The organism is Hyphomicrobium sp. D-2 (genome assembly GCF_029872155.1).
Lineage (GTDB): Bacteria > Pseudomonadota > Alphaproteobacteria > Rhizobiales > Hyphomicrobiaceae > Hyphomicrobium_A.
This window is the reverse complement of record NZ_JARXLA010000003.1, coordinates 31,696-49,041: the sequence shown is the minus strand read 5'-3', so window position 1 is coordinate 49,041 and position 17,346 is coordinate 31,696. Positions and strand designations below refer to the sequence as shown.

Annotated in this window: 16 protein-coding genes; 4 read left to right on the top strand and 12 right to left on the bottom strand. The window is 58.6% G+C overall.

Annotated features, from left to right (window positions below; all coding sequences use genetic code 11):
* The first annotated feature begins 66 nt into the window (after positions 1-66).
* Positions 67-921: an amidohydrolase family protein gene (locus QEZ49_RS06180; protein ID WP_280385184.1), complete on the top strand. Its 855-nt coding sequence runs from the start codon at positions 67-69 to the stop codon at positions 919-921.
* Positions 922-1,002: 81 nt separating this feature from the next.
* Here the strand turns inward: QEZ49_RS06180 and QEZ49_RS06175 are convergent, their stop codons facing one another.
* From QEZ49_RS06175 to QEZ49_RS06150, 6 genes are all read right to left on the bottom strand, one after another.
* Positions 1,003-2,094, bottom strand: coding sequence for a porin (locus QEZ49_RS06175; protein ID WP_280385182.1), 1,092 nt, complete (start codon positions 2,092-2,094; stop codon positions 1,003-1,005).
* 431 nt (positions 2,095-2,525) lie between these two features.
* A complete protein-coding gene (locus QEZ49_RS06170) occupies positions 2,526-3,470 on the bottom strand; it encodes a LysR substrate-binding domain-containing protein (protein WP_280385180.1) in 945 nt (314 codons plus the stop codon).
* A 136-nt stretch (positions 3,471-3,606) separates the two neighbouring features.
* A complete protein-coding gene (locus QEZ49_RS06165; RefSeq protein WP_280385178.1) occupies positions 3,607-4,371 on the bottom strand; it encodes an ABC transporter ATP-binding protein in 765 nt (254 codons plus the stop codon).
* Between the two features lie 8 nt (positions 4,372-4,379).
* Entirely contained in the window at positions 4,380-5,204 is an 825-nt protein-coding gene (locus QEZ49_RS06160; RefSeq protein ID WP_280385176.1) for an ABC transporter permease, read from the bottom strand.
* Between the two features lie 2 nt (positions 5,205-5,206).
* Complete coding sequence (locus tag QEZ49_RS06155) at positions 5,207-6,148, bottom strand: aliphatic sulfonate ABC transporter substrate-binding protein (RefSeq protein ID WP_280385174.1); 942 nt, start codon at positions 6,146-6,148, stop codon at positions 5,207-5,209.
* Between the two features lie 179 nt (positions 6,149-6,327).
* On the bottom strand, positions 6,328-7,107 hold the full coding sequence (locus QEZ49_RS06150; protein WP_280385172.1) for an isochorismatase family protein: 780 nt from the start codon (positions 7,105-7,107) through the stop codon (positions 6,328-6,330).
* A 538-nt stretch (positions 7,108-7,645) separates the two neighbouring features.
* On the opposite strand from QEZ49_RS06150, the gene msuE reads away from it, so the two are divergent.
* Genes msuE through QEZ49_RS06135 form a run of 3 tightly spaced genes read left to right on the top strand, consistent with a single transcriptional unit; the run spans position 7,646 to position 10,670 of the window.
* A complete protein-coding gene (gene msuE / locus QEZ49_RS06145; protein WP_280385170.1) occupies positions 7,646-8,230 on the top strand; it encodes an FMN reductase in 585 nt (194 codons plus the stop codon).
* Positions 8,231-8,262: 32 nt separating this feature from the next.
* Positions 8,263-9,378: a dimethylsulfone monooxygenase SfnG gene (sfnG, locus tag QEZ49_RS06140; protein WP_280385169.1), complete on the top strand. Its 1,116-nt coding sequence runs from the start codon at positions 8,263-8,265 to the stop codon at positions 9,376-9,378.
* Between the two features lie 35 nt (positions 9,379-9,413).
* Positions 9,414-10,670 carry an SfnB family sulfur acquisition oxidoreductase gene (locus QEZ49_RS06135; protein ID WP_280385167.1) on the top strand — a complete coding sequence of 419 codons (1,257 nt, stop codon included), beginning with the start codon at positions 9,414-9,416 and terminating at the stop codon, positions 10,668-10,670.
* A 124-nt stretch (positions 10,671-10,794) separates the two neighbouring features.
* On the opposite strand, the gene QEZ49_RS06130 is transcribed toward QEZ49_RS06135, so the two are convergent.
* The 6 genes from QEZ49_RS06130 to QEZ49_RS06105 all read right to left on the bottom strand — a co-directional run bounded on the left by QEZ49_RS06130 (position 10,795) and on the right by QEZ49_RS06105 (position 17,346).
* On the bottom strand, positions 10,795-12,114 hold the full coding sequence (locus QEZ49_RS06130; protein ID WP_280385165.1) for a hypothetical protein: 1,320 nt from the start codon (positions 12,112-12,114) through the stop codon (positions 10,795-10,797).
* The gene (locus tag QEZ49_RS06125) at positions 12,104-12,658 is read right to left on the bottom strand and encodes a hypothetical protein (RefSeq protein WP_280385163.1); all 555 of its coding nucleotides are present in this window, start codon (positions 12,656-12,658) and stop codon (positions 12,104-12,106) included. Before QEZ49_RS06125 ends, QEZ49_RS06130 begins: the two co-directional genes overlap by 11 nt.
* A gap of 10 nt (positions 12,659-12,668) precedes the next feature.
* Complete coding sequence (locus QEZ49_RS06120; protein ID WP_280385162.1) at positions 12,669-13,772, bottom strand: hypothetical protein; 1,104 nt, start codon at positions 13,770-13,772, stop codon at positions 12,669-12,671.
* 238 nt (positions 13,773-14,010) lie between these two features.
* Entirely contained in the window at positions 14,011-14,823 is an 813-nt protein-coding gene (locus QEZ49_RS06115) for an ABC transporter ATP-binding protein (RefSeq protein ID WP_280385160.1), read from the bottom strand.
* 64 nt (positions 14,824-14,887) lie between these two features.
* Positions 14,888-16,258, bottom strand: coding sequence for an ABC transporter substrate-binding protein (locus QEZ49_RS06110; protein ID WP_280385158.1), 1,371 nt, complete (start codon positions 16,256-16,258; stop codon positions 14,888-14,890).
* A 35-nt stretch (positions 16,259-16,293) separates the two neighbouring features.
* Positions 16,294-17,346 (bottom strand): branched-chain amino acid ABC transporter permease, encoded by a 1,053-nt coding sequence (locus QEZ49_RS06105; RefSeq protein ID WP_280385156.1) that lies wholly within the window; start codon positions 17,344-17,346, stop codon positions 16,294-16,296.

Genomic DNA, 17,346 nt, shown 5'->3' with positions numbered 1-17,346 from the left:
AGGAACTTGCCAGCATAACTGTCTGCCCACCGACAACACATCCAACTCGCAACAACAGGACGGACGATGTCTCAGAAGATTATCGATATCCGGTCGCGGCCGTCGTTTCTGCACGACTTCTACGGCGCGCGACGCGGAACGCCAGAGTTCGAAACGGCCAAATGGCTGAACCGACGGGTGGGTTCGCTAGACGATGAGCACTTCACGCGCGCGCATACGCTTCAGGGCTATCTGGATGAGGTGCGCGACGCCGGTGTCTGGCGCTCGGTCGTCATCGGGCGCGATACGCCGGCCATTCAAAACACGAACGACGAGATTGCAAAGATAACCTCACCACATGCTGAGCTTGTCGGTGCTGGTTCGGTCGATCCGCAGCGGCTGGGGAGTGACGCCGCCATCGCTGAGGCGGAACGTGCCATCAAGACGCTTGGGCTGCGCGCTATAAATCTGGAACCCGGATTTGGGGCGCCTGCGCTGCATTTCGACGACGCCCAGTATTTCCCTCTCTACGAGGCGTTGCAGGATTGGGACGTTCCGGCATTTCTGATGTCGGGGCCGACAACTCCGGATCTCAAATTCAACGATCCGGCAGCCGTGGCACGGGTTGCACGCGCATTCCCCAGACTGCAAATCGTCGTGCACCATGGCTTGTGGCCGCATGTGAATGAGATCATCGGCGTCGCATTCCGCTACGCTAATGTCACCATCGTGCCGGACATGTATATCTTCCTGCCGGGCGGAAACCTGTACGTTGAAGCCGCCAACGGCTTCCTGCGCGATCAGCTCGCTTTCGGATCGTCTTTCCCGTTCCGGGCCATCGGCCAGTCCATTCGTGATTATCAGGAGCTAGGCTTCAAGGACGCTGTTCTTGAAAGCGTTCTGTTTGAAAACGCCTATCGCCTGCTGTCACTCGACGACTAAAATTCTCAAGCACCTGTCCAGCAAAAAGGGCCTGAAGCGTTTTGCTTCAGGCCCTTTTTATTTCTAACAGATCAACTTCCGTCAGAAGTTGATGAAGGCACCGAATACGACAGTCGACAGACCCTTGGTCTCGATACCGGGCAGATCGACATCATGATCGCGATAGCGCAGCCAAACCGACATGGCGGCGGCATCGATCTCCTGCACAACACCGAAGCCCCAGAAGGTGGTCTCAGAGCCCTTGAGGACACGTGCCGTATCATCGAGCGGGTTCAACGGCGTGCCACCATCATTGATGAGCAACGCACCATCGTAGGCCTTCAGCACTTCGCCGTACGGAATCGTCTTGCCGATCGATGTCAGACCAAGACGCACGCCGCTCTTGAAGTACCAGGTGTTGGTGACAGGGTTGTCCTGCGGATTCGGGCTCTGATCGAGACGAGCCCAAACACCCTGAGCAAACCAGCCCGATGGGTTGTGCTGCGTATAGATACTGGCCTGCGTGTACTTCAGATTGCCCTGCGGCGGTGCACCCTTGGCGGAGTTCGTCGTTTCCGAATACGTAACGACGCCCTTCAGAGTGAAATCACCGTGCGTGTTGATGTATCGGCCAGCGACCGCAGCGTTGTCATCGTCACCCCACGATACGGAGGCGGAGAAACCATGCAGCGTTGGCGTATCATAGCGGACAACATTAAGCGGCACGCCGTTGCAATCGCCAGGACCGCCGCCGTAACCACGGCACGAGCCCGCATTACCCCAGATCAATGAATCATTCGCCGCAAAGTTACCACGCACCTTGAAGCCGAACACATCGTAGGCAACCCAGTAGGCGGCCGGCAGCGTTCCAGATGAATCGAGTGCAACAACAGCACTATCATCCGCGGGCGAAAGCTGACCAACGCTCACGCGACCGTACTGTTCGCTCTGCAAATACCAGTACGAGTAGACGACCTGAAGTGAGTTCGGCACACCCGAGAACACACCTGGTCCAACGGGCCTGTCCTGACTGGTTGTGTAGGTGTCGCTGGTGATGGCTTCAACGTGCAGCACGTAACCGGCAGAGAGATCCTTGGTGATCTGCGCCTTACCGGTGAAGTTGAAGTTACTGGCGAAGGCCGTACCCAGGCTCTGCACATAGACGTTCGACTCGACGCCGTCGTCCCAATACATCACCTGCTCGCTCACCCATCCGGAGATTTTGAGCGAAACCCGCCGATTTCCCTTTTGTGCAACGCTGCTTTCCAAGTCGGCGATGCGTTCTTCCAAATCCGTGCAGCAATTGCCGCCTAAGTCAGCAGCTGCGACTGGGCTAGCGCCAATCATCACGCCCACAAGCGCCGCCGAGAAAGCAGCTCCCGGCCAATACCACTTCATTCTCGTCCCCCAAATGCGACGGCCGAGCCGAGCTCGACCACATGCTTCCGCGGGCCAGGACTACCGATGCAATGGATGTGATTGACACGTTATCCACTGGATGCCCCCAGGCCACTCAGCACCCTTCGGCCGAAGGCATGGAGGAGTAAAATAAGTGTTTCTACTTTCTATATTCAGCCAGGTGGGAGCAACTCTATCGGACGTCGTTTTACAGCTATTACATGGAGTTATATGGTCCCATCGATTTCATCGCGCAGCGCTTCCGCCTGCAGAATTACGTCCTTTGTAACTGCCGGGGCACACATTTCGATGAAGCGATAGACGTAATCCTTACGGAATCGGCGGCGCCGCAAGGCAAAGCACGTCTGCGACGAGTCGATCCGCGTTTTCAGGGACACCTTGCTCAGACCACTGTCGTTGTTGGCGTCGTACGCCATGCTGGCGATAATACCGACGCCCAGTCCAAGTCCGACATAGGTTTTGATGACGTCGGAATCGATCGCTGCCATCGCAATGCGTGGCTTCAAGGCAAGTTTCTCAAATGCGCGATCAATCTGCTTTCGTCCCGTCAGACCTTGATCGTACGTCACCAGCGGGCACTGCGCCACGTCCTGCAGCGTCACGTTCTCCCGCCCCTGCAGCGGGTGTCCTTCAGGCACGATCACCTCGTGCTCCCAGGAGTAGAACGGAAACGCAAGCAGATCAGGTACATCGTCGAGCGTGTCGGTTGCGAACCCGATGTCGCATTCGCCGCTCAGAAGTAATGCAGGCACCTCCCTAGGGTGCGCCTGGAGCAGCACGATCTCGACATCGTCGTACCGACTACGAAATTCGGAAAGGTACTTCGGCAATACGTACCGGCTCTGGGTATGGGTTGCTGCAATTTTCAGCGTGCCGCTTTGGCCGTTGGAAAAAGTACTCGCTACGTTGCGGATATTTCCAATTTCCAGCAACACCCGATCGATGCATTTCAATACCTCAGCCCCGGGCTCTGTCAGGCCCAGCAGCCGCTTGCCGCGCCGCTCAAAAATGGCGACGCCGAGTTCGTCTTCCAGATCCTTCACGTGTTTGCTAACGCCCGACTGCGACGTAAACTGCGCCGATGCGGCTTCGGTAACGTGAAAATTTGACCGGACAATCTCTCGCACCAGCCGGAGCTGTTTAAGGTTCATTCCCGCCTCACTCTGGGAACGGTGCTTCCCATCAACTGCTCCACAGACGGGTCAAAACCGCCTTATTGCCCGCCTTCAGTGCATGCTCTGTATAGGCGCGTCGGAACGCATCCCGAAATTGCATTTTCTGAATACGTTATGACGTAAGGGCATATTCAACGCGCGCACCTTCCAGCACCGCAGCGTTGCGCGCTCCACTGAGATGCGCAAACGACGATGCCAGTTCACGCCGTGCGAGGTCTGTGTCACCATCACCCGGCACGGTAACAATCTTTGCAATGCGCCCCGGATTTGGCTGCATGATCGCGACACGGTCGCCCAATATGAGCGCCTCTTCGAGATCGTGCGTAACGATCACCAAAGTGAGATGCATGCGTCGCCCCAGTGCACGCATATGCCTCTGCAAATCCGCACGCGTTACAGCGTCAAGCGCTGAAAACGGTTCATCGAGCAGGATCACCGATGGTCTGGCCACCAATGCGCGCGCAATGGCGACGCGTTGGCTCTGTCCGCCCGAAAGCTCTCGCGGCCATTTGCTTGCGTGCTCCACCAGACCAATCAGATCGAGCGCTTCTTGCACGCGCGCGGTTCGTTCGGATCCAGGCAGCGAGGTGATCCCAAATGCGATATTCTCCGCCACTGTCAGCCAAGGCAACAGCCTGGGCTCCTGAAAGATCATGCCGACCATCGGATGCGGCGTGCGTATCTCTTCCCCTGCAACGGTAACCGTGCCGCGAGACGGTGGTTCTAGCCCGGCGATGATCCTCAACAACGTGCTTTTGCCGCAGCCAGATGCACCAACGATCGCAACGGACTCGCCGCGCTCAACGGTCAGATCGACATCGGCCAGCACAGGGCCGCCGCGTGCAAACGCTTTTGAAACGTGAGCGATATGGAGCACGTCGCACCTCAATTCTTCTGATAGCTATCCTGCCAACGCAGAAACGGCTTCGCGGCAGCCGCCAGCAGTGCGTCCGATGCTTTGCCCAACAGCGCAAACACAACTATCGCCGCGATGATCAGATCCGGCCGCCCCGTCTGCTGTCCGTCGATAAGCAGATAGCCAAGACCTTCCGCTGCGCCCATGAACTCCGCGGCCACCACGAACATCCACCCCAACCCCAAGCCACCACGCAATGCCACAACGGAGGCGGGCAACACCGCCGGCAGCAGTATCCGGCTGACGAGTTGCAGGCTGTTTAGGCGGAATATCCGGCCAACTTCTACCAGCTTGCGGTCAACCGAAGCGATTGCTCCCATGACGCCGAGATAGACCGGAAAAAATACGCCGACTGCTATCAAGGCGATCTTCGATGCTTCAAAGATGCCCAGCCACAGGATGAACAGCGGCACCCACGCTATCGACGGAATGGCACGTAACGCCTGCAGCGTCGGATCGAGCACACGCCGGCTCATCGCGAAATGCCCTGTGATTGCGCCGACAAGCACACCGGCGATGCTGCCCAACAGGAAGCCCACCGCAACGCGGCTGGTGGTGGCCAGAACATGCACTTCCAGCTCACCGGACTTCGCCAATTCACCGAGCGTTGCAATGATCGTAGAAGGCGCTGGCATAAGCCGCCCTTCTGCAAAACCGCCGCTGACAGCACCCTCCCAGATGAGCCCGAGCGCCAACGGCAGCAATAGCGGCACGGCTATGTCCCGCAGCGAAAACCGGGGCGCAGCACGTTGCACAGCGGTCAACGCCGGAGAATGCCCAACAACGTCACTCATGTTCAATTGAAACTCGGATCAATCAGCGCATCTACCGCCGCGTCGACGTTCACGTCAGGCTTTATGATGCCGCTACGCTGCAACGCCAGCCCTGCAGCTACGATGGCCGTGCGCTGCGATGCGCCCAGCGCAAACCGATCGAGATCCGTACGCTGCAACTGACGCTGCACAATCTCCGGCGGCAACCGCATGGACTTTGCGAGTAGCGTGGTCAGCTCATCGGGATGCTCAACCGCAAACGCGCGCGCCTGCTCATAGGCTTGCAGAACCTTGGCGACCAAGTCCGGGTGCTTGCTGGCAAATTCCGAGCGCACGCACAGCGTGCCCCAGGTGTTTGCCTCAACATCACGATGAAACAGCTCGGCGCCGGCTTCGAGCTCTGCCGCTGCCATCATCGGGTCGAGGCCTGCCCACGCATCGACATCCCCCCGCAGCAGCGCAAGCTTACCATCGGCGTGCTGCAGCAGAACAGGCTTCACGTCCTTCTCGGTGAGGCCCGATTCTTCCAGCGCGCGGATCAGGAACACATAGGCATCGGTGCCGCGCGTCACCGCAATGCGCTTGCCGCGCAGGTCCGATGGGCTATGAATGCCGGTTTCCTTACGCGTAACCAGCGCCGTCCATTCCGGCCGCGAATAGACCGAAACGATCTTTATCGGGTTGCCATTGACGCTGCCCAGTAACGCTGCCGATCCCGCCGTTGAGCCGAAGTCGAGCGCTTCGGCATTCAAGAACTCCAGCGCCTTGTTGGAGCCCGCGGACTGCACCCAGCGCACCCGTATGCCGCTGTCAGCCAATGCCTGCTCCAGGTATCCATTGGCTTTCAGAACGACAGAGAGAGGATTATAAGTCGCCCAATCGATACTAATCGTGCGCGGATTGTCAGCCACTACGTTCGTGGTCGCCGCCATAACTGCAAACAGCGTTGCGGCGACGAAATGCATGCTCCGTTGCAACATGATGCGCAGTGGCTCTCCCATATTGATACCAATCGATAGAACCGTAACAAATCGATGTCGCTATGGATGCCGTTTAATTCCACTAAGCAAATTCATCAGGTGAATATAGAGAGAGCGCCGTGACGGCGGCACACGGGAGCAAACCGCCGCCACGGAGCCGCATGTTAGGTGCGGCTGGGCTCGCCAAGCAGCTTGACGAACGTGTCAGCGGAAATCACCGGAGCGAAGAAGTTGTTGATACGCCGGAATGCGGCAGCTTCTTCTTCCGCGTTATTAGCGGCTGTAGCATCACCGATGATGATGGGCAGGAAGCCGTTGTCGCGTGCAGCGCGTGCATTGCCCTCAACGCACCAGTCGAGATGGATGCCAGTGATGATGATGGTCTTGATCTGCTTGCGTGCCAGGTCAAGCGGCAACGGCGTGCCAACAAACGCTGTCTGCAGTGCGAACTCGTTGAACTCCAGATCGCCCGGTTCGACCAGTGCCCGTAGCTCATCAACGAGGTCATTGTCGGCCTTCTTCTTCTCAGCCGGCCAGTCTTCCTTGCCCTTGATCCAGGACGCGTACTGCGCCTGATCGAACTCACTCTGCGGGTAGCTCTCGCGGAACACTTCGTACCCGATCCAGGCGAATGTCTTGAAGTTGCCGGCGGCACGGGCTGCCTTGGCTGCCTTCACGGTTGCGGCGAGGCTTCCACGCTCCCACTGCTTTTCGGCCGCCTGCGCGCCGTCCGGACGATAGAGGCTGTTGTTCTGGCTGACCGACAGGAATGCTGCCGGATACTTGACGATTTTAGCAAGATCGAGCGTCTGCCACTGCGGCGCCAGCTCGGGGATTGCGTGAATGCCGCCCAGCTTGGTCTTGTCGTCCGACGCGTGTGCGGTGCTGCCCACCGTAGCCGCCGTGGCCGCAACAGCGGCGACCGTGCCTGCGACTGATCCCACGAACTCTCTTCTCGTGGTGGCGGTTGATGTATTGCCCATATTGTTCCTCGTTATACGAATTATCGCGCGTGCGCATTTCAGCGGACGGATGCCACCGCAGATCAACAGCCTTAACAGCATCGCTCTGCGCGAGGTCATCCGAGCTTGGGCTAACATGCGTGTCGTGGTTCCCTAACAATCAAAAACTCATATAAACGCACAAAAAACGGGCCATAAGCTTATCGGCCAAACGCTCTCCAGTGCCGTTATTCCTCTGGCGAATATCAAAATGCCAAGTTCATATTTCTCACCATCCTCGCGCCGATGTTAGTCCACCAAGGACACGGCCCCGTGGCCTCGCCACAAGGCCTTTTGCATCGAACGCGAAGCACGCATGCCGGTAGATCAAAATATTGCAAGCACGGTTGTTGACCGCGATGGCATCCACCGCTGTGGGTGTCGCTGCCGCCGACATTCCGCGTGACGGCGTTTGCCACAAAACGCGTTGACCAGTTCACGGCGCTCCATCGCCGACGCAATCCCATTGGGGGCAATCATCATGACCAAACCATCCATCCTTGGCATTTCCGGCAGCCTGTCCGATCCGTCTCGCACGTCCGTTCTTGTTAAAGCGGTCCTTGCCGCCATCGAGCAGGAAACCGGCTATCAATCCTCGTTCATTGAGCTGTCCGACGCTGCGCCGGCGCTGTTTCAATCGCGTTCGCCTAAAGATTTGAGCGTCACTGGCAAGGCGTTTGTGCAACGTGTTGAGCAGGCAGATCTGCTTGTCGTTGGCACACCGGTTTATCGCGCCTCCTACACCGGTGCGCTGAAGCATCTGTTCGATCTGGTCGATCACAGGCACTTCTCCAACAAACCCGTAGTGCTGACCGCAACCGGTGGTTCTCAGCTGCATGGTCTCATGATCGACCACCAGCTGCGGCCACTGTTTGGTTTCCTGCAGGCGCTGTCGCTGCCGACCACCGTATATGCGGTTGAATCGGATTTCTCGAACTACGCCATTTCCAATCCCGACATTGAAGAGCGCGTTGCGCGTGTTGGCGTTGAAGCATCGACGTATCTCAAGCGGCGCACCAATCAGGCTAACGGCGCTTACGACGCACCTCTGGCGGCAATTGCCTGAAGCCTCAGCACCCATTTTTGTGGAGCACACGGATGACCAGTTCAAACTCAGCTTCTCTGAACACTCGCGAGCCGATCAAATTCGCCTACTGGGTGCCGAACGTTTCGGGCGGTCTCGTAATCAGCAACATCCCCCAGCGCACAAGCTGGGACATCAACTACAACGTCAAGCTGGCGCAGATCGCGGAGCAGAACGGCTTCGACTATGCTCTGAGCCAGATCCGTTTCACCGCCGGCTATGGCGCCGAATTCCAGCATGAGCCGGTTTCGTTCAGCCAGGCGATCCTGAGCCAGACCGAGCGCCTGACACTCATCGCAGCGCTACTGCCGGGCCCATGGAACCCGACGCTTGCGGCCAAACAGATCGCCAGCATCAATCTGCTGTACGGCCCGCGCATTGCCGTGAACGTTGTGAGCGGTTGGTTCCGCGGCGAGTTTGCCGCCATTGGTGAGCACTGGCTCGATCACGACGAACGCTACCGCCGTTCGGAAGAGTTCATCCGTGCTTTGCGCGGCATCTGGACTGAAGAGAGCTTCACCTTCCGCGGCGACTTCTACCGTTACAACAACTACTCGCTGAAGCCGAAACCGCACCCGCTGCCGGAAATTTTCCAGGGCGGTTCTTCCCGCGCGGCGCGCGATATGGCCTCGCGCGTATCCGATTGGTATTTCACCAACGGCAACACGCCGGATGAAATTGCCAAGCAGGTATCCGACATTCGCACCAAGGCTGCCGAGCATGGCCGTTCGGTGAAGGTCGGCGTCAATGCCTTTGCCATTGCGCGCAACACTGAGGCCGAAGCACAGAACGTGCTGGCCGAAATCATCGAGCACGCCAATCCTGAAGCTGTTCGCGCGTTCGGCCACGAGGTGAAGAATGCCGGCGCGGCTTCGCCCGAAGGTCAGGGCAATTGGGCCAAGTCAACGTTCAACGATCTGGTTCAATACAACGACGGCTTCCGCTCCAACCTGATCGGCACGCCGCAGCAGATCGCCGAGCGCATTCTGGACCTTAAGGACAGCGGCGCTGATCTGATCCTGCTGGGCTTCCTGCACTTCCAGGAGGAGGTTGAGTTCTTCGGCAAAAACGTCATTCCCCTGGTGCGCAAGCTTGAAGCCGAGCGCCCGTACGCACAGGCGGCTGAGTAAACGGACGCCATCGGCACTATGTCAGGAGCTTGAGAATGACACTTACCCTTGCCCACCCGAAACCGGAAACCGCTGCGCCCGCCCACGTGCCGGGGCAGCCAAAGCCATCCCAGCCCGCGCACATCATTCGCAGTGACGCAGAAGCGATCGAGATCGCACATCGTCTGGCGGCGCAATTCGTCGGCGGCGCATCCCGACGCGACCGCAATCGCGAGTGGCCGATCGAAGAACTGAACGCGTTTTCCCAGAGCGGCCTGTGGTCGATCAACGTGCCGAGAAAGTTTGGCGGCCCGGAAGTCTCGTATTTGACGCTGACAAAAGTCGTGCAGATCATATCGGCTGCCGATCCATCCATTGGCCAGATTTCGCAAAACCATCTGGGCGTCATCGCCGCCATTCGCACGGTGTCCGATGAGGCGCAGCAGAAGCTTTTGTTCGATCTGGCGCTGAGCGGCGTACGCTTCGGCAATGCGTTTTCTGAGTTTGGCTCAAAACGCGCCGCTGACTTCGAGACCAAATTCACCGATCACGGCGATCATGTCATCGTAACTGGGCGCAAGTTCTATTCCACCGGTGCCGTGCTTGCGCATTTGGTGCCAATCGTGGCTGTCGATGATCAGGGCCGCGCCTGGTACGCCATCGCAGAACGTGATGCACCGGGCCTGACCGTGATCGACGATTGGTCAGCATTCGGTCAGCGCACCACGCTTAGCGGCACTGTGCTGCTCGATGGCGTGAAGGTGTCGAAAACGCATCTGGTGCCGGGATACAAGGGCTACGACAAGCCGACCGCCGATGGCGCGATCTTCCAGATCATCCAGGTTGGCGTTGATAATGGTATCGCTCAGGCGGCCATCGACGACACGATCGCCTTTGTGCGCACCAAAGCGCGCGCGTGGGTGGATAGCGGCCTCGATAGCGCCAGCCAGGATCCCTATACGATCCAGGCCATCGGCGATCTGAAGCTGCGCCTTCATGCATCGGAAGCGCTGCAGGACCGCGCCGGTCTTGCCGTTGACCGCGCTGTTGCAAACCCGACAGCAGAGACTGTTGCCGAAGCGCAGATCGCAGTTGCCGAAGCAAAGGTGTTCAGCACCGAGATCGCAATTGCAGCCAGCAACAAGCTGTTCGAACTTGCCGGCGCGCGATCCACGCTGGCAGAACACAACCTCGATCGGCACTGGCGCAACGCGCGCACGCACACGCTGCACGATCCGGTGCGCTGGAAGTACGCCATTCTCGGCAACTACTTCCTCAACGACGTGAAGCCGCCGCTGCACGCTTGGAGCTGACGGCCAACACAGCGCAGACAAAAAGGCCCGGAGCACAGATCGTGTTCCGGGCCTTTTCTTTGAGTTGCGTGCTTGACGTTGTGTGCATTACTGCTGGCTATTCAAGCTCGAAAAGCCCACCCGGCTATTCGTCACCGTGCCAAAGCGCATCATGCGTGCGATGCGTTTCCAGATACGCACCAGGCTTGTAGAAGCGATCGTAAAACGCCGTATCGATGTGCTGGGCCTGCGTGTAAATGCTGACCCCCACGGGCGCCACCTCAGTCGGAAAGCGGCCGTAGCGATCATGGATCTCCGCCACGAGATCGATGAAGTATTCAACCTTATCTGGATCGGGTGACGACAGCGCGCGCTTCACCTCAGCCTCATGAGCATAGGGCGTTGGACGCGTGGGCCCGAACACACCATCGGGGCCAAACTTGCGACCGAGAAACAGTTTCGCAGCCTCGGCCATGGATGACACGTAGGGCGGAATGAGCGGCTCGAACGCGCCATCAAGACCAAGCGGTATCAGCTTGTCCGGTGAACCCTTGCCGCTGAAGCGGAAGCCGAATCCTGGAATGCCCTGCCCCGCGTAGGCGCCGAGCAGGCTGGGACCATTGATGCCCGTATACAGCCATCCGCCGAGACCAATCGCCTGCAAACCAAGCTGCACATTATAGGCAGCGATGCTGAGCTCGGCCGTGCTGTGCTTCAGCGCGACCGCCTCTATGGTTGCAAGTGGCACCGCGCGCTCAGAACGCAGCGTACCCTTTTTCAATAAACCCGCAGGACGCCCCAGCTTGGCACCTCGTTCATCCAGAACTGGCGAGCCCTCGCCTGCATAGATCCATAGCAGATTGAGCAGCGTTTCCACCTGATCGGCAACCGGCACGAACAGCGTGCTGCCTGGCTTGTTGGCCGCCCACTGATTGTGCGTGCCGATATGCGGAAATTCAGCGGGCAACTGCACGCGCTTATCGCCAAGCCGCACGATATGCTTGCCGAGTTGCTCGACCAATTCCTCCGGTGAACGGACCGACTGAACAGCGCCAGCGTCGAGATCGCGAAACTTGGTGATGTAGATTCCGCTGTCGTCCGTAACCAGCAGTTCGGAACCATACACCGCCGCGCCGCTGGGATAAGTGCGTCCCACCGACCGCACCGGATAGTCGCACCCGGCTTCCGCCGGACCATGGGCTGCGTGCGGGAAGCCGAAATTCCATCCCGAAACGCCAGCTCCAATGGCGATCAGAAGCGTACGCTCGAATTCGCCAATCGGCTCCGCCGCGCGTTCCGACCGATACTTGAACGGGCCATCGGGAATTTCCATTCCCGTCCCGAAGCGTCGCGAGCGCCGACCGAACAGCGCATCAAGAAGCGAAAAGCGCTGCAACTGTTGCAGCGCCTCCGGTGTTGCTGATGTGGTTTTCACCTTACGGCTTGCACGCTTTCTATTCGACATCGGCTGTCTCGGCTAACTGCGCTTTTGGAACATATGGCGTCAGCACATCATCAACCTCAACCTGCACCAGATTGTTGAACAGATTTGTCGCCACCATCAGTCCCGCAAAGGCCACCAGATTGACGAGATCGCGCTCGCTGAAACGCTCCTTCAACTGCGCCCACAGCTTCGGATCGATCGGCTGCGCGTGGCGTGCAGCGGCATAACCCAACGCAACAATTGGCGCTTCCTCCTCGCTCACTTCAAACTTATCCGGCGACGTGCCGAGATCGGTCAACGCCTTGCGGAAATAGGTGGAGCACAGCAGGCAGTTGTTGGTGGTCGAGATCGCGTGCGCGTAAAGCACAGCACCGCGCAACCCCAGCAGCTTCTTCACCTCGTCCCACAGCGGATACCACTGCATGTAGGCCGCATGAGCGGGTACGGAGTGCAACAGCGTCGCCTTCATATTCGACGGCTTGCCACGCACGGCTTGTTCATGGCGAAACGCCTCCTGATTCTCAGGAGGCGCGTCGTCATAGTTCAATTGACTGATATAGGCCATTCCGTTCCCGTTACTCCGCAGCCTGCCGGCTTTCAGTGCCAGCTCCCAATCCTTTGAAGATTGCCGTTACGGCGGCAAGCTCTTCCTGCGAGTGCCGACCAAGACCACATTCGGTCGAGACACCAAACGACTTCAGATGATTGGCGACATAATTCCAACGGCGTTGCGCCGAGTCCAGTCCGTCACTGGCATGAACAAGCCCAAGATAGAATTCCGTTTCCGGTGCGAGTTTCAACTTCGACAGCGCTTCCCAATGCTGCGGCTGATCCCAATCGCGCATGGTTGCGGCATGAATGAAGTTGATCGGCCGGCCAATACGCTCCGCCAGTCGGTTGCTGAATTCAACCACCGTGCTGATATCCTGGGGCAGGATGTTGCGGCCATGATCCTTATGGCTGTGAATTGGGCACTGGTCCGGATTGCCCATGAACGGCGAGGCACCGAACTTGGAATCGCCGTAGCAGAGATGATAGCCAACATCGACGTCGGCCGGCACCCAGCTCGTTACTTCAGCGATGGTCGAGAAAACGGAATCAAGGTTCGCCAGCGGATTCGGGAACCAGCCCTGCACCGTCACCAGCTCGGTCGGCAGATCCCACTGGATCGCAAGTTCCTCATGCGGGAAGCGCCGCAGAATTTCTTCTGTCGCCGCCTTGGCCTGCACGTTGTAAGCGGCCAGCACGCGCGCCTGATCCTCAAGCACGACGAAATATGATACGGCGTTGAACGGCGTCGGCAGCGAAATCTGGAACTTCGCATCCGGTGCAGAACGACCCTCTTCCTTGGCCTTCTTGAACAGCGGATACGACTCGGTTGCAAAATCCGGATACTGGAACGGTGGGAACGCTATATCCTCAGCGCGCACACCCGGCTTGATCCGTGCAAGTCTACGGCCAATTTCAGGCGATTCCGGCAGCACTTCCAGAAACGGGTTATCAAAGAAATGTGCCGTCTGTGTCAGCACCCAGTTACGGCGCTCACCTGTTTCGCCGTCAGGTACGCGCGCAACCCACGGACCAAGCTCGCTGCCGATATAGTCGAACACCTCATCGGCGTTTTTGAATGGCAGACTGCCGGTCAAATAGATCCCATGGTATGCGGTCTGTTGCGACATGCGTGGTCATTCCTCTTTGCGCGCGCAGCCAGTGACGCACGCGAAAAGCGCGCAGCCTGTGAACGGTTGCGGGTGATAACGGGATAAGGTGTGAGAGCAACGGCCGATGATGGTGCAGCGTGGGATCGCAACAGCTGCGGCGCGTACCACTCTCACAATTCGATGCTATTAACCGGCCAGCTTGAACACAAATAAGTAGTTCTCATTTGAATATTCACGCGGGCCAAGTCATCGCGATTTACTCGGCGGCAACGACGCCCGCGCTGACCGCCGTGCGCGCATGTGCTGTTTCCGATCGCTTGATGCTGGAGCCGAGATAGAACTCGCGCGCGTCGGCGCGGTTACGAAGCTCATCGGCGGTCCCCTCAAGCACCGTAGCGCCGTTTTCCAGCACAGTCGCGCTTGACGCATAGCGCAACGCAATGGCCGCATTCTGCTCCGCGAGCAGTATCGTAAGCCCGTCCTCGCGATTGAGCCGGCGCAGCGTATCGAAGATGCTTTGCACCACAATCAGCGCCAATCCCATCGACGGCTCATCCAGCACAAGGAGACGCGGCCGCGCCATCAGCGCGCGTCCGACCGCAACCATCTGCTGCTCGCCGCCCGATGTCAGGCCCGCAGCAATTTTACGCTTTCGCGTCAGCGACGGAAAAAGCGTGTAAACGCGCTCAAGATCGGATGCGATCTCAGCCCGCGAGGAACCGCGTCCCAGGCCACCGGTATTGAGGTTCTCCTCAACGGTCAGCGATTTGAAAACGTGGCGTCCTTCCAGCACAGGCACCAGCCCTGCGCGAATAAGATCGCTGGGTTTCGCCTTCGCCACGTCGAGACCATCAAACGTGATCGAGCCAGCGGTGATCTGCCCGCGCACTGCGGACAGCACATTCGATATTGCCTTCAGTGTCGTGGATTTGCCTGCGCCATTAGCGCCGAGAATGGCTCGCACCTCGCCGCGCGCAACCCGCAGACTGACACCATGCAAGGCGGAGACGGCATGGTTGTACACGGCCGCCAGATTATTCACGACCAACAGATCGGAGCGCTCAGACATCGGATCCTCCAATGATGAGAACGCCACCACTCCGAACTGGAATGGTGGCGCGCAATGCAACGGTTCAGTTCTTGGCGCTCGAAGCAGCACCCTGAAGTTCGGTCACCTTGTCCGCATCCTCACTGGTGCGGATCTTGATGCCCTTCTCCTTGGCGTATGCTTCCGCTGACTTCTCGATGATCGGACGCAGCAGCTTCCAGTCCGGCGCAATCCAGTCAGAAACAACGTTCCACTTCTTGCCGTCCCACTGCTGGAATGTGACCAGGCCATCGCCCTCGTGGTTGTCCCACGTGACATTGATGGAGTGGAACAGGCCCTTGGCGCCCAGTTCCTCGACACGCTTGGGATCAAGCTGCAGATGCTCGAAACCCCACCGCACTTCGTCGCCAGTCAGGGTGCGATTGCCGAAACGCTTCTGTGCAATGCGGACAGCTTCGACGTTCAGGATGCCGTTCACGATGCCGAGGTTATGGTAGACGCTGCCGATGCGCTTCTTGTCTTCCAGGTTGCCTTTACCGCCGTCGTAAACGGTTTTGACGATTTCCTGCAGCACCGGATAATCCGCACCCGAAGCCTGCGTCGTGATCGCGGTATAGCCGATCGCAGCATCACCTGCCGGGATCACATCCTCTTCCGAATTCGACCAGACATTGCCGATGATGCGATCAACCGGGAAGCCCGTCTTCTGCGCCGTCTTGATTGCCACCGGGTTCATCACGCCCCAGCCGCGCAGCACAACATAGTCCGGCTTGTAGCGACGAATGGCCAGCCACTGCGCTTGCTGCTCGTTGCCCGGATGCGGCACCTCGATCTGCTGCACTTCGTAGCCGAACTTCTCCTTCAGAAGCTCATAGATCGGGATCGTCTCCTTGCCGTAGGGCGAGCCGTGATACAGCACGACGATCTTCTTGCCCTTCAGCTTCTCCTCGCCGCCTTCCTTCGATGCAATGTAATTGATGATGCCCGACGTCTCGCTGTACGGATTGAGCAGCAGCGGGAACACATACGGGAACACGCGGCCATCGGTGGAATCGGTACGACCATGATTGACAGTGATAAGCGGCACGCGGTCCTGCGTGATACGGTCGATCATCGCGTACGCAATGCCCACCGACAGCGGGTTCCAGGCGGCAATGTTCGGCCGGCCCTTCAGGCGCTCATAAACCTCGACACCACGCTCAACCTCATACTGCGTCTCACCCTCTTCCCAGGTGAGCTTGACGCCGTTGACGCCACCGTCGCGTGTGTTGATGAGGTTGAAGTAATCGATCGTTCCGCCAAAGAAGCCCGTTCCGCCAGCCGCATATGGACCAACGCGATAGCTTTGCAGCGGGAAGAACTGCTCATCAGCGATTGCTGCTGTGGCGAATGATCCGGCGGCGACGGCTGAAAGCACCGCGCCCTTCAACAAGGCCTTGGCCCCGTAGTGTTTCATGGTCGTACTCCTTCGTTGATTAAAAAACGTCGAGTTCAGTTTGTCGGCGACTTCAGTCGAAGACGCCGCGCTATGCGGTTGCCGAGCGCTGCCAGGCCATCCGGCTCCGCAATGAGGAAAACGATGATGAGCGCGCCTACTAAGATCCGCTGGCTCATGTCGAGCACGCCGGAGTCGAAGTAGCTGCCGAACAGGAACGTGCCCGCCCGCGACAGCACCAGCGGCAGCACCACAATCAGTGCGGCGCCAAAAAACGCGCCCCGAATGGTTGCAAGACCACCGATGATGATGATGAACAGGATCTGGAACGAGCGATCGAGGTTGAAGCCGTGCGGCTCAACGGTGCGCAGGTAAGCGAACGCCCACAGCACGCCAGCAACGCCGATGATGAAAGACGAGATTGCGAACGCCAACAGCTTTGTGTGCAGAACCGGAACGCCGCTGATCCTCGCCGCCGTCTCATTGTCGCGCACGGCAATGAAGTTCCGTCCGGTCTGCGTCTTCACAAGCCGCGCCGCGAACACCGTCAGCGCGACAACGACGCTAAGTGAGAACAGGTAGCGTCCGTGCGGGCCCTCAAACACGTATCCGAACACGTTGAGCGCGGGGGCATCGATAACGCCGGACGGGTTATAGTTCGAAAACCAGCTAAACTTGGTCAGCGTCCACTGCACGAAAAATTGCGCCGCCAGTGTCGAGACCGCCAGGTAGAAACCCTTGAGACGCAGGCTCGGCAGACCGAACACAACACCGACGGCCGAAGCGATAAGTCCCGCGAACACAATGCTCGCCAGCAACGGCAGCCCTTCAACACGCAGGTTGAAGTTGTAAGCTGCATAGGCGCCCACGGCCATGAAGGCGGCCGAACCAAGCGACACCTGTCCCGCATAACCGGTGAGGATGTTCAGGCCAACCGCCGCAAGACTGAGCGCCAGGAACGGCGCCAGAATTGCATCATAAAGATAGTCCGACGCGAACAGCGGAATACCGGCATAGGCGAACACGATCACTGCAAGCGGCAGCGGCCAGGTCGGCACGCGGCCAATAGCGGAAGCGGGACGCGGCAGTGGAATGGAAGCTGTTGTCAT

Excerpts from the sequence above, each read along its gene's own strand:
- QEZ49_RS06170 (WP_280385180.1), bottom strand. The coding sequence starts at position 3,470 with ATGAACCTTAAACAGCTCCGGCTGGTGCGAGAGATTGTCCGGTCAAAT.
- QEZ49_RS06175 (WP_280385182.1), bottom strand. The coding sequence starts at position 2,094 with ATGTATTGGGACGACGGCGTCGAGTCGAACGTCTATGTGCAGAGCCTG.
- QEZ49_RS06125 (WP_280385163.1), bottom strand. The coding sequence starts at position 12,658 with ATGGCCTATATCAGTCAATTGAACTATGACGACGCGCCTCCTGAGAAT.
- QEZ49_RS06160 (WP_280385176.1), bottom strand. The coding sequence starts at position 5,204 with ATGAGTGACGTTGTTGGGCATTCTCCGGCGTTGACCGCTGTGCAACGT.
- QEZ49_RS06155 (WP_280385174.1), bottom strand. The coding sequence starts at position 6,148 with ATGCATTTCGTCGCCGCAACGCTGTTTGCAGTTATGGCGGCGACCACG.
- QEZ49_RS06120 (WP_280385162.1), bottom strand. The coding sequence starts at position 13,772 with ATGTCGCAACAGACCGCATACCATGGGATCTATTTGACCGGCAGTCTG.
- QEZ49_RS06105 (WP_280385156.1), bottom strand. The coding sequence starts at position 17,346 with ATGACAACAGCTTCCATTCCACTGCCGCGTCCCGCTTCCGCTATTGGC.
- QEZ49_RS06115 (WP_280385160.1), bottom strand. The coding sequence starts at position 14,823 with ATGTCTGAGCGCTCCGATCTGTTGGTCGTGAATAATCTGGCGGCCGTG.
- QEZ49_RS06110 (WP_280385158.1), bottom strand. The coding sequence starts at position 16,258 with ATGAAACACTACGGGGCCAAGGCCTTGTTGAAGGGCGCGGTGCTTTCA.
- QEZ49_RS06135 (WP_280385167.1), top strand. The coding sequence starts at position 9,414 with ATGACACTTACCCTTGCCCACCCGAAACCGGAAACCGCTGCGCCCGCC.
- sfnG (WP_280385169.1), top strand. The coding sequence starts at position 8,263 with ATGACCAGTTCAAACTCAGCTTCTCTGAACACTCGCGAGCCGATCAAA.
- QEZ49_RS06130 (WP_280385165.1), bottom strand. The coding sequence starts at position 12,114 with ATGTCGAATAGAAAGCGTGCAAGCCGTAAGGTGAAAACCACATCAGCA.
- QEZ49_RS06180 (WP_280385184.1), top strand. The coding sequence starts at position 67 with ATGTCTCAGAAGATTATCGATATCCGGTCGCGGCCGTCGTTTCTGCAC.
- msuE (WP_280385170.1), top strand. The coding sequence starts at position 7,646 with ATGACCAAACCATCCATCCTTGGCATTTCCGGCAGCCTGTCCGATCCG.